Genomic DNA, 12,860 nt, shown 5'->3' with positions numbered 1-12,860 from the left:
CGAGACCAAAAATTGTTTAAAAATCAAGGTATCTCCTTTCTGATTCAATTCTGAGCGTGGTTTGAGCCACGCCTGGGGACATTTTACCTTTGAAGTTAAAGGTGACATTTTCGCTTTGAAACGACATCGGGGCTTTTTGGGGCTTGACTAATCAGAAACATTGATTAGCATTATTATGAAGAGTGGCACAAAAATGCAAGTACAACAGATTAAACAAGGAGGATTGAAATGTGTGCCCAAAGAAGGGATTTTAATAGGATTGGGCTTGTGCCCTGTTTTTTAGTATTGCTATTTTTCATTGGCACAGGCTTTGCGCAGATAACCTGGCAGAAGACATATGGAGGGGCAGGCGGTGAGAAAGGTTTTTGTGTGGATCAAACCTTTGATGGAGGGTATATTATTGTAGGTGTGACAACATCTTTTGGAAATGCAGGCCAAGTTTATCTTATAAAGACCGATTCGTTGGGGGATACATTATGGACAAAAGTATACGGAGATGTGGGTTATGAATGGGGATATTTTGTTGAGCAAACCGCTGATGGCGGCTATATTATTGCTGGTGCTACAAATTCTTTTGGTAACGGTTATCAAATTTATCTAATTAAAACAGATTCCCTTGGCGATACCTTGTGGACAAAAACTTACGGTGATACTACCAACGAATATGGTCGTTCTGTGCAGCAAACAATGGATGGTGGTTTCATTGTTGTAGGCAGCGGATACGGCGGGGAAGTATATGATCCCGTTTACCTCATTAAGACTGACTCAATAGGAAATATCCTTTGGTCAAAAATTTACCAATCAGGTGAAGGTTTTTATGTTAGGCAAACTACCGATGGTGGCTATGTTATTGCCGCGCATTCGTTGAACATGCAAGCTTATCTTATCAAAACTAATAGTTCGGGTGATACGCTTTGGACGAAAACCTATGGTTCAACAACAAGCGCGTGGGAATATATTTATGCTGCTCTTCAGACCACTGATTACGGATTCATATGTGTTGGATACGCATCTAATTTTTATCCCGAGTATACGCAAATTTATCTTGTTAAAACTGATTCGCTCGGTGATACTTTGTGGACAAGACTTTATGGCGATGTTGGAAATAGCGCCATTGAAGGTTTTTCTGTCCAGCAAACTTACGATGGTGGCTATATTGTTGCTGGAATAACCAGTGCCATTGGATTTGTCGATATTTACTTAGTAAAGGTTGATTCTGTAGGAGATTCAGTCTGGAGTAAAACCTATGGAGGTGCAGATATTGATTGGGGTCATTACGTCCAGCAAACCAGCGACAGCGGGTTTATTATCGTAGGACATACTCTCTCGTTCGGCAATAATCGACAAATCTATCTCATCAAGACCGACAAGGATGGGAATGTGGCTGGGATAGGAGAGACAGGGAGACAGGGGGACGGGGAGACAAGGAGACTTGAGGTCTATCCGAATCCATTTCGTAACAGATTGGATATCAGATATCAGATAGGAGATAAGGGTCAAAAGATATCTCTTAAGATTTATGATGTCACAGGCAGGTTGGTTAAATCATTTAACCATTTAACCATTCGACCATTTAACCATGTTGTCTGGGACGGAAAAGATGACTTTGGTCGCAGGCTTCCTGCCGGTGTCTATTTCTGCCGGCTGGAAATTGACGAAACTGTGGTAGCAACAAAAGTTGTAGAATTAGAATAATCTGAGTATTTATCTTGGATAAAATAATGAGGTTCAAAATGGGGATACAAAGAAGCCTCTTAATTTTTATTTTGGTAATCTTATGTTTAGGTGTTGTGCAATTTGGTTATTCTGCAACACTCGGTTATGGGTTTACAAGGGTAGAGGGGTTAAGGACCAACGGAGTTCATATCAGGGCGGTTTATCAGAGTGATACAAGCATTGTGCTTGATACGGTGAGTTACCACCATCCATTCTATGGGGACGGATATTTTAGTATGTCCCGGTCTGGTTTGTTGCCTGCGGGCAAGTATGATGTCCATTTTGAGTATGGCAATTATTTCAGGAATAAAACAATAAACTACGACCCTGAGATTGGTCCGGTAAATATGGGTAATGTAGATTTGGTGCGGGTTGAGTATTATAGTGATGATACGATAATTGTGTTGAGAAACAGTCAGATGGAGGTGGTATTAAAAAGGCAGAATGGCATAATCCGTGGGTTAACTGTAAAAGGGCATAGTGGTCTATTATCTTTAACTGAGCCCGGTCAGATAATCTTGAGGGATACCTTAATTGCCAATGAATATCAACAAAATAATGGCACAGTTACGGATATTGATACAAACATAACTTCAAACCGGGTTCGTGTCGTCTTTGAAGTAAATTTCCCATATCACAAGGCAATAATAGACTATACAATGGATACACTGACATTGCGCTGGGATAACGAGGTCTGGCTACAGAATGTAAGTCCATCAAATGACCGGGCATTACGCCTTGATTTTTCTCTGCCCTTATTGGATAAGATGGATTATTTATTCTGGGCTAACGAGAATGCGCCATTAAGGATTGGTGATAGTCTATATAAGACTATTGCATACCGGCACAACTGGTGCATTTTACCTGTCGTGATTCTCTATGATACGACTTTGGATTATGGTCTTTCCTTTGTCTGTCCGTTTGAGGTGAAAAAGCCAGCATTGTCCTTCAGGTTAATAAAGAATTCATCAGTAGATACCTTTCGGGTTTCTTATAATTATCTGCGGATGGGCACACAAAACAGCAGGCATGCTCAGGCTTCTTTATACATAGTTCCTCACGAGGGTGATTGGCGGCCCGGTCTTGCCTGGATGCGAAATCGGTATCCTGAATACTTTGATGTGAATCCCAATTCAAATACACTTGAGAATGAGGGGAGATTCTTCTTTGGTGGTTATTATGACACTGGTGCAGATATGGATACTGCAAAGAGTTATGGGGTAAAGTGGGAAGAATACTACAGTCATCATCCATTCTTTGGATTATATGCACCACAGGATCGCGAACAATGGCTCCGCATACCAGACGGGAATACCGCAATTCCATTTTTTGATCCTGATTCTCCATATTATGATTGGTATCACAATGCAGGTGATCATCAGCACAGTTACCACTACGCTGATAGTATGATAGACGAATTTAACTTACATGGCATCGGTTCGTATAACTATTTCCAATCTATGGAAGCTTGGATAAATTGGATACTTTACCCCACAACGCCCTTTGATTCTTCCATAGCAAAGGATAAAAATGGAAATCCCCTTCCTTCTTTTATGGCAACCCGGCTAATGAATCCGGATACAAATCTATATTCTTCTTATCCACTCAGTGAGTGTTCCTGGTCTGCCCATATTGATTCACAGTGCACCGCGGTTTTGGATAGCTATCCACAGGCTGCCGGGATTTTCCTTGACCGCGATGATTATCAGGAATATGACTATGCCCATAATGACAGTGTCTCAATGATAAACACCACCCCGGTCTATATGCTTGCCTTTGCCCTTGAGGAGATAAATGAAAAAATCTGTCGGGAGGTGCATAATAGAAACAAGAGCATCATTGCCAATGGTCCTTCAGGTATTGAGGTCTGTAAGAATATGGATGCGATAATGAGTGAAGGGTATTTTCCACCATTAGGTTCTGCACAGTATCTTGGCTTAAGCAGACCAATGATTTTGATGGTTGCTGATAAGAAGGCAAAAGAGACTGAGTTAAAAGATAAATCTGCTCTTTATACAGGTTATTTTCCGAGTTTTGAGAGGATAATAGATAATCCACAAGAAGGATTGAAGAGTAGATTTATTGATCGCAAGTACAATCCGCTCTTTGAGTTATACCGAGGCAGGGAATGGGTGCTTTATCCCCATGCCTTGCGATTACCAGTTGGAATCAAGGGCAATATCTTCAAGGCATTAAACGATGACTTGCTCATCCCAATGGTGAGTATGGAGAAGACCCAGTTATTGCCTGACCCATTTGTCTATAATCTTAAAATAAACATTTCAGTTCCGGATTTGAATCAATATGACCATTGCTATATCCTATCCGGTGACTATGTAGGTCCGAGATGGATTTTTTATTCTCCATCTAACCAGGAGTTTCTTACGATACCAGAGCATATGGTATCGTCTCTCATACAGTTATCAAAGGACCCGCGTTATGAGTATTCACTGGTGACTCTGCCGGTTCAGGTGCGGGGTAGGCAAGGACACTTTAGAATAAGGGTGCAGAATCTTGAACCTGGAAGAAAAACTTATACTTTATCGATTGTCACGCCATTTGGAACTGGTAATATACGCACCTTTCGGTTAAACCAATATGAATATACCGAGGTTCAATATGACTTCAAAGTCCCGGGTACCCATCTGCTTAAAGAGGACTCATTTTTGGTGATAAATACTGCACCGACACCGGATGATACGGTATTATTTACCAACTGGATTGTTGATCCGGTGAGTTTTGGTTTGCCGGAGAAGTTATTTATAAAATTTCCGGCTGGTGATTCATTTAATTTAATTGTGGTGAATAACACGGTGGATACAATGGAGCGGGTTAGGCTTGGTTATGAATTTATACAAGGGCATGGTAAGATGGAGTGGGAACCAAAGCCATTTCGCATAAATCCCTTTGAGACAAAAAAAATACCGATAGAGATTGATGTCAGAGATACCTGTGGTATAATAAAAATTATTGCCACCAGTAATGGTGATAACATAGGAAGTATTACAAGGTCAGTCAGGAGGGCAATGCGACCGACGCCCGGGGATATATTTTTTGACGATTTTAACTCTGGCAGGATGAGTGAGCAATGGCATTTATGGGAGCCTTCTGCGGCGTGGTCGGTTGAGGACAGCAGTGCCAAAGGGAGCGGGAATTATTATCGTCACTTTGCAACAGTGGGCGCGGGTAATACAAACTGGACCAACTATCGGTTTCAGATGAATACAAAATCAGAAGGCAGCACAAATCCTTATGTGGATTATCTCAAGTCATATTTATTCTTCAGAGTTAAAAGTGATACCCAGTATTATAGATTTGGCATAAAGGGAGATGAAAAGAGCCTTCCGCTCACTTGTCGTGATAGTTTGCATGGTTGGAAATTGTTAGCCCGTTATTGGTTCCAACCGCAAAAGGATGTTTGGTACAATCTTGCAGTAAGGGTTCAGGGTAGCAACATTCGTTGTTATCTAAATGGTGACTCTGTAATCGGCATAAATGATACAAAATACACGAGCGGTGGTATTGGCATCGGCACTAACGAAGATTATATGACGAACTACTATGACGATATTTTAGTCAGACCAATTCCCTGGCCCGAGACTTTGTTTGCCGATAATTTTAATAGTGGCGAGATGTCTCCTCTGTGGGTTAAACATCTTGGAAACTGGGATATACCGCAGGACTCTGGGTTTGTCCGGGCAAGTGGTGGCAGTCATTTTGCGACCGTAGGAGAAGATTGTGACTGGACAAACATTAAATTTTATGTTAAAATAAGGATAAAGGGAAGCGAGACGGTGTCTTCTTTGAGGTCTTATATGTTTTTCAGGACGCAAGATACCCTGAATTATTATCGCCTTGGGATTTATGACAGTACTGGGCTAGAACTTCACAAAAGAGAAGGCGGAAAATGGATAGCCCTCGCTACCTGGTCTTTTAAACCTGTTAAAGATATCTGGTATAACCTTAAGATAGAAATCCAGAGTGCCCAGATTAAGTGTTATTTGAATGATACACTACGGATAACATATACTGATAATGCCAATCCATTCATAAATGGTGGGATTGGGATTGGCGTTTTAGAACAAGACGGAATGGTCGTTGACTATGATGATATTCTGGTTCAGCGACATCCTTAGAAAAATTTATAGGAGGTAGTATTGATGAATCCAATCATTGCTGGAAACTGGAAGATGAATAAGGACCCCGGAGAGTCAAGGGTCCTTGTGCAGAGACTTTTAGAACTTGCTGGTGATGTGAAAGACCGGGATGTGATAATCTGTCCGCCATTTACATCTCTCCCCGCGGTCGCAGAAATCATCAAAAATTCACGATTCAAACTCGGTGCCCAGAATATGCACTGGGAAAGGAGTGGTGCATTCACAGGTGAGATCTCTGGATTATTCTTGAAATCATTGGGGTGCGCATATGTTATAATCGGACATTCAGAAAGGCGTCATATTATGGGCGAAACTGATGAAATGATAAACAAAAAGTTGAAGACCGCATTAGAGATTGGATTGATTTCAATTTTTTGCATAGGCGAGACCGAGAAAGAAAGAGAAGAAGGCAGGACCGAAGAAGTGATTTTGCATCAACTAAAAGAGGGATTAAAGGACATAGAATCCGAGGTCCACAAGATTATCTTTGCCTATGAGCCGGTCTGGGCAATAGGGACCGGAAAGACCGCAACACCAAAGCAGGCGAGCGAAGTCCATAGATTCATCCGCAACCAATTCAAAAAGCAGGTTACGATCCTTTATGGCGGTAGTGTGAATGCGGGTAATATTGATTCATTGATGGCAGAAAAAGAAATAGACGGTGTCCTGGTCGGTGGGGCAAGTCTAAAACCCGAAGAATTTGCAAGAATAATTAAATTCCAAAAATAAATTTTTACGCTGCATAGTTTAATTTTTCATAGAAATAAAAAATGTAGGGTAAGGCTTCGGCCTTGCAGAAAAATTGAATTTGATATGAACCTTACAGTGGTAATTGCTTTTTTAACGAAGATATGAAAAAGCTATTGAAATTTATGACGATATATTGACAACAAATACCGAATTTGTATAATTTTATTGTGTTTATCGGTCCTGTATGGCTTATGCAGCCAATTCCATATTTTGGAGAGAGACTTGAAGGAGAATGGATATATGAACCGAAGATTGACGGCTGGAGGATGGAGGTGGTTATCTACGACAATAAAAAAATTGAATTCTGGGGAAGGAGGCTGGAAAAAAAACCAAACTGGACTGAAGACCTTGATTATCTAATTGCATATTTAAAAGATTTACCATCAGGGACGATCCTTGACACCGAGTTATATTCAACCGGAGGCAGGAGGTTCATACCGAGTCTGTTTGCAAAAAGGAGAAAGGAAGAGCCGATTATCTATGTCTTTGATATAATCTATAAGGATGGGAAATTCGTCGGCGATTTACCATTAAGAAAACGAAAGGAAATTCTGCAGAGACTGAAATTTAAAAAGCCGTTCCAATTGATTGAATACCAGAGATTGAATGATATAAAAGAGGATTTTCAAAAGGCAGTGGCAAAGGGTGCAGAAGGGATTATCATAAAAAATCTTAACTCACCATACTGGGTTGGTAAGGATGGACCCATCGCTACCCATCACTGGCGGAAGATTAAATGAAAAAGGTTAATATGGTTATGATGGTGATGCTTGCTTGGTAGTTGCAGGCTTCAGCCTGCGCTTAAGATGGAGTTTACGAATTTTAGGTATTTTCATTTAAGGGGGTCCGATGGCAGTGGGAAGATTCCAGGTGATGGCAACCTTACAGGCAGCCCGCGCCTTTGTCCTGGGCTTGCCGATTGAATCCGCAAAATCCTTTGGTCTGAATCGGGCAATCTTTTATGCCGCGGCAAAGAAAGGTTTCAAGGGTGCACCAAAAGGCGTGCCAAAAGAGTTTAAGATAAAACAGGTAACGGTTCAAGCAAAAGAGGCTGAAAAACTCAAAAAGAGTTTTAAGATATATAATCTTGGTGATGAGATTGCCTATAGTGTGGAAGTAAAAGGCAGGCAGTATTTTATCATCGGCAATGAAATCCAGACCGAAGAGGATTTTGCTCGACAGATTGAGTCAAGGTTCGGTGAGAAATTCAAAGATGCCTGGGAAGAGGCGATAAAGATCTGTAAGCAATACGATAAGGGGGTTCTTTTATCCCAGCGCTATTTCTATGAAACAGTTTATAAGCCAAGGCGCGACGAACTGGCGAAGAAGTGGAGTGAGATGTGAGTTTGGAGAATTGAGGGACATCGATGAAACAATGCTTGATAATCTTAAAAAAGGCAAAGGAGGGCGATGAACTGGCACTTGAGGAATTGTGCCGGGAAGTCTATAAGTGGATATATAAATATCTGTATTACCGTGTCAAGAATGAGGCAGATTGCGAAGAATTGATGAGCGAGGTGGTTATAAAAATGGTAAGGGCACTTAAACAACAGAGAGGCAATTTCTTTGCTCGGGTTTATAAGATTGCCGCAAATGCATTGATTGACTATTATCGTAAAGGTAAATACAAATTAGAGACGAGTTTATGAGGAATTGCCCCAGGAGTTGCCTGCGGATAATAATCCAAAGGAAATTTTAAGGATTGATAGATTAAAAGAGGCGATTGCACATCTTTCAAAAGAGCAGGCTCAGGTCATCACATTGAAATTTATTCAGGAATATGACAACGATGAGATTGCCCAGATTATGGGCAAATCTACGGGTGCAATCAAGTCTCTGCAATATCGTGCATTAAAATCATTAAGGGAATATTTCATAAAAAAGGAGAAGATAGAACATTAACCATGCTAAAAAGAATTGCCGAAGTAAATGAGGCACAGATGGAGATCCTAAAAAATATAAAACCGAACGCCTGTGCCTGTGATACTGTTTTAATAAATCAGGCACTTGAAAAATGTAATCAAAGGTGTAGATGTCTTGAGGAGCGACTAAATTCTAAAAATATAAAATCACCCTGTCCATATTGTGGTGATTCCTGCACCTGCTGGTGACAATTTTATAAATGTAGCGTCCGATTTAACCGGACGAATAACAAAGTAATCACAACCTTCAGGATGCGTAAATGTTCATTGTTAAGATAGGACTACAATTTTGGCAGGCAAATACAATTCACTGCAAGATGTCCGTAACTTTCTGTTTGTGATTTCGTCATAAATAATGATGGCAAAAATAATGGTAATATTCTTTATTCCCGCAACTTTCTTGGTTCTTTTGGGTGAATCACTTGATTTAAATGACCTTATTGATTCGGCATTGGTCTATAATTTAGAGATTAAGGCTGCCCAAGCTCGTTATGAATCGTCTACCCAGAATAGTCCATTCAAAACTTTAATGGACCCGATGTTTGGTATTGAATTTTCTAATGATATGCGGATGTATTCAATATCACAGGAGTTTCCGTTTCCGACAAAATTAAGTAGTCAATATAAAATCGCAACCACAGTCGCTGAAAAAAACTTTAGTCTTTTTGAGGCAAAGAAAAATGGAGTTATAAAAAATGTAAAAGAATTATATGGACAGTTATATATTATTCGGAAAGAAAGAGAGATAATAGAAATGGTAAAAGAGAACCTGGAAGGGATTCATTCCGTTACCATGAGAAATTATACGCTCAATCGTGTATCGCAGACCGATGTATTACAGGTAGAAATTGGTCAGACAAAATTAGAAAACGAGATTTTAAATATAAAAAGTGAAGAAACTTTGATATTGGCAAAATTAAACCAATTACTGGGCCGTAATTCAGATGACGCATTGATTATTTCTACAGAAATTTCTTTAGATTCAGTTATAATTGATACTGATAGTCTGTATGCATTAGCATTGAGATACAGTCCAATCTTAAAATCCCTCAACATAGATAGAGAGATTGCTCAAAGGAATCTCTTATTATCAAAGCAAGAATACCTGCCTGATTTTATGGTAAAATTTGAGCAGGGAGAGATGGATTTTGAATTTCAAAATCAGAAGATAATGATAGGACTGACCTTCCCATTATGGTTTTTGGGTAAACAACGGAAGATGGTTGATGAAATGAGGGCAGAGTTGAGGATGGCACAGGTAGAATATGAGGCGATGGAGTTAGACATAAAGCGGATGATAAAAGAACTCGTTATTATGCTTCACAATCAGAGACGCGAAATTAATCTCTATCAAAATGCAATCATCCCGAGGATTAAATCTGCATTAAAATCTGTGATACGGGACTATGAGTTAAACAGAGTTGATATAATGACTGTCTTAGAAACCCAGAATATGCTGATTGAAAACGAACTCCAGTACCACCGGGCAAGAATAAACTATTTCATAACCTTTGCTGAACTTGAGAGAATAATCGGCACTGATTTGTAGCATATACAATGAGATTGTCATTTCATCATTTCAACAATTGTAGAAATGATAATTCTTACAGAATATGTAGCGTCTGATTTCAGTCGGGCAAAAATACAAAGCTTTAGTACACTATTTCACAATCAAGATTTTTCCCCGCTTACTTTCTCTTTCGCCTTGAAGGATTATGTAATAGACACCAGAAGTGAGATTGGATGAATCTAATCTATAAGAGTAGACACCAGCATCAACAATGCCTTCTTTAATCGTTTTAACCTTCCGACCGAGAACATCATAGAGATCTAATCGGATTCGCTGTCTTTCTGGAATCGCATATTGAATCTGGGCATTGTCTCTCCTCACAACACTCGGCAAAACCATCAGTTTCAATCCTTCACCTTCCACCTTCAACCTTTCACCTTCTTCAATCCCTGTAATCTGTGAATAGCCCAGATATATATACATTGGGTCAAGCCCTAATGAGTCATAGAGAATATGCCAGAGTGGGTCGTGGTCAATCACCTTATCCCTGGCAAATACATAATAGATACGATTTCGTAATGTGTCAATTCTCTTTGCGACTTGTTGTAACCCAATGCGGTGGATGCTTGTTGAAGTAATATTTATTGGGTCTGACCAAGTTATCCCATTATCTGTTGATGTACACATGAAGATGTCCATCCAGGTTAAAGAGTCTGGTAGGTCATTACGCGGGATATTAAAAATTACTACTGCCTTATTACCACCTGTGGCGATCGTTGGATATGTTGCCTCAGTATCAGGCAGGGGATATGTTAATTCAACAGGTGGAACGCCTGAAGCATAGGAGACATATATCTTTCCATAATATGGGTAAGTATTATCATCCAAATTTCGACATTCAAAGACAAGAAGTGGCTGTCCGTTATCAGTTAGCGCCATTTGTGTGAATGTTAGGGAATCATTCGGATAAGGCGGTGTAAAGGCAAGGTCCCAAGTATATTCCGGACTCCAATTAGTCCCATCAGTTGTTGTTTTATAACACAGATTATTCAATGAGTCATAATAGAAGACCATGGCTATTCCACCATTTATGTCATATCCCCAGTATGTAGCATTCACAGCAATCGTGCCGGTATCTAAGGGATTTAAGACTGGGTCGAATAATATATATTTAAGGGATGTATCCATATGTTTGCAAACTGCTAAAACATTTGTATCAGGCAACTGCTTTAGAATTACCAAATCGCCAAAAAATCCGAAGTCTCTAAGTACTTCCCAATCACATGTAAACCAACCTGCAATATATTCACACATACCCCCATACCCGCCAAAACTAGATCCAAGTAGCCAGGTAAAGGCAATGAATGGCCAAGGGTAGCCGGCGTAAGTGGTTGGATAACGGGCAGGACCGAAGGTCTGCTGATAAGGGTCGTAGTGTACCCAAGCAGATAAATCACCAGGCGCTTCATGGGTGTTTAATTTGCCAGTAGGATTGTAAGCACGGTTAACAATTATCAAGGCATCAATATCTGGTGCAGGATTATATGAGATGCATTCCCGCGATTGGTTCCATAGTGTATAACCATTACCTGATGAATCAACAAGGACACTGCCGGATTGACATATTAGCGTGCAGATTATTATTTTACTTAAAATAATTGGCAGTATCATTGTTTACCTCCTTTTTTGGGGTGCAAGTTCAAACTTGCACCCCAAATCTTTTATTAAATTACTTCACAAAAAGCAACTTTTGACTCACACGTTCTTCCCCAGTTTCAGCAACCACAAAGTATATACCGCTGGGCAGTATTTTGTTCTGGTCATCACGGCCATCCCAGGATAAGACATAATTTGGTCCAGCAAAGTCATCTGTAATTGGGAAATTCTTTACCAACCGGCCGGAAATATCGTAGATTTTCAATGATACTGATTTATCCACAGGTACATTTAGAGATATTTCAGTTCTGCTATAGAATGGGTTTGGGCAAATTGTCATTAAACGCGCGGAAGCCTTTATGATTTGGCTCTCCTGTGTATTTTTTGTGATGCTTTCTGTCTCCCTTTCGTATTCATAAATGAATATCTGGGCAACCAGGGCATAATCGCCGATTATCTTTGTAATATTCAGATAGATTTCACCATCTTTATAACAGGCAGTTGGTAGCCAGCGCTCAAGGGTTGTTATCTTACCCTGTTTAATCCAGATGTTAGCATGGAAGATATTATCACCATCTATCTTCATCCTCCAGCGGTTGTTACTCTGCGATTCAAAGTAAAAGATAAGTTTAATCCGATAGCGTTTTTCTGGATTTAAATTCGGGAAATGATAGATTAACTTTTGTGAATGATAATCAATCGTCTTTTCTGGTTCTGGAGCAAACTGGATATAGCCATCCCTCTGCACTGTCCAGGGGCTTGGTATTTCTTTGCCCGCATCAACATAGAAATAGGAAATTTCAGGAAGAGTAACGGTTTTTGCTCTGATTTCATAAGGACTCTGATTCCCTTCGGTCCAGATCGCGGTCAGTTTCGGCTCATAAGGAGGCGGCCAGTAAGGTGAACGAGTGACAACTCCATGTGAATATTTTGACATCCCAAGGGTCTGAGATAGAATCTGGTAACCTTCATATTCCATATCCTTATAGCAGATTTCCCAGTTGTTGTCCTGAGGCGGCCATATATACTCGCTCCAGGTTATCCATGTTGTTCCTTTACAGATTTGTGGCCATTGTGATTTGCCAGGGGTATTGCTAATGTTTCCTACAGGATAAATCACATCGTTCAACTCGTATGCCCTATATATTT

At 40.1% G+C, this 12,860-nt stretch carries 11 protein-coding genes; 9 read left to right on the top strand and 2 right to left on the bottom strand.

Translation table 11 applies throughout. From position 1 onward, the window contains the following. The first annotated feature begins 228 nt into the window (after positions 1–228). From ABIL39_11275 to ABIL39_11235, 9 genes are all read left to right on the top strand, one after another. Positions 229–1,695: a T9SS type A sorting domain-containing protein gene (locus ABIL39_11275; GenBank protein ID MEO0166704.1), complete on the top strand. Its 1,467-nt coding sequence runs from the start codon at positions 229–231 to the stop codon at positions 1,693–1,695. Between the two features lie 38 nt (positions 1,696–1,733). Continuing rightward, entirely contained in the window at positions 1,734–5,852 is a 4,119-nt protein-coding gene (locus ABIL39_11270) for a hypothetical protein (GenBank protein ID MEO0166703.1), read from the top strand. Positions 5,853–5,876: 24 nt separating this feature from the next. Continuing rightward, positions 5,877–6,602, top strand: a complete 726-nt coding sequence (tpiA, locus tag ABIL39_11265) for a triose-phosphate isomerase (GenBank protein MEO0166702.1) — start codon at positions 5,877–5,879, stop codon at positions 6,600–6,602. A gap of 188 nt (positions 6,603–6,790) precedes the next feature. Further along, the gene (locus ABIL39_11260; protein MEO0166701.1) at positions 6,791–7,363 is read left to right on the top strand and encodes a hypothetical protein; all 573 of its coding nucleotides are present in this window, start codon (positions 6,791–6,793) and stop codon (positions 7,361–7,363) included. 109 nt (positions 7,364–7,472) lie between these two features. Next, positions 7,473–7,967 (top strand): hypothetical protein, encoded by a 495-nt coding sequence (locus ABIL39_11255; protein MEO0166700.1) that lies wholly within the window; start codon positions 7,473–7,475, stop codon positions 7,965–7,967. Between the two features lie 23 nt (positions 7,968–7,990). Further along, positions 7,991–8,272, top strand: coding sequence for a sigma factor (locus tag ABIL39_11250; GenBank protein ID MEO0166699.1), 282 nt, complete (start codon positions 7,991–7,993; stop codon positions 8,270–8,272). A gap of 4 nt (positions 8,273–8,276) precedes the next feature. Next, positions 8,277–8,525 carry an RNA polymerase sigma factor gene (locus tag ABIL39_11245; GenBank protein MEO0166698.1) on the top strand — a complete coding sequence of 83 codons (249 nt, stop codon included), beginning with the start codon at positions 8,277–8,279 and terminating at the stop codon, positions 8,523–8,525. Between the two features lie 2 nt (positions 8,526–8,527). Beyond that, complete coding sequence (locus ABIL39_11240) at positions 8,528–8,734, top strand: hypothetical protein (protein ID MEO0166697.1); 207 nt, start codon at positions 8,528–8,530, stop codon at positions 8,732–8,734. A gap of 169 nt (positions 8,735–8,903) precedes the next feature. Next, entirely contained in the window at positions 8,904–10,094 is a 1,191-nt protein-coding gene (locus ABIL39_11235; GenBank protein ID MEO0166696.1) for a TolC family protein, read from the top strand. Positions 10,095–10,205: 111 nt separating this feature from the next. On the opposite strand, the gene ABIL39_11230 is transcribed toward ABIL39_11235, so the two are convergent. Continuing rightward, the gene (locus ABIL39_11230) at positions 10,206–11,726 is read right to left on the bottom strand and encodes a hypothetical protein (protein MEO0166695.1); all 1,521 of its coding nucleotides are present in this window, start codon (positions 11,724–11,726) and stop codon (positions 10,206–10,208) included. A gap of 58 nt (positions 11,727–11,784) precedes the next feature. Then, on the bottom strand, positions 11,785–12,860 hold a 1,076-nt coding region (locus tag ABIL39_11225; GenBank protein ID MEO0166694.1), incomplete at its 5' end, for a T9SS type A sorting domain-containing protein.

It is taken from the genome of candidate division WOR-3 bacterium (assembly GCA_039802205.1).
In the GTDB taxonomy this organism is placed as follows: domain Bacteria; phylum Hydrothermota; class Tepidihabitantia; order SM23-42; family JAOAFX01; genus JAOAFX01.
The sequence above is the reverse complement of the archived record's forward strand: the minus strand, read 5'-3'. Positions and strand labels throughout refer to the sequence as shown.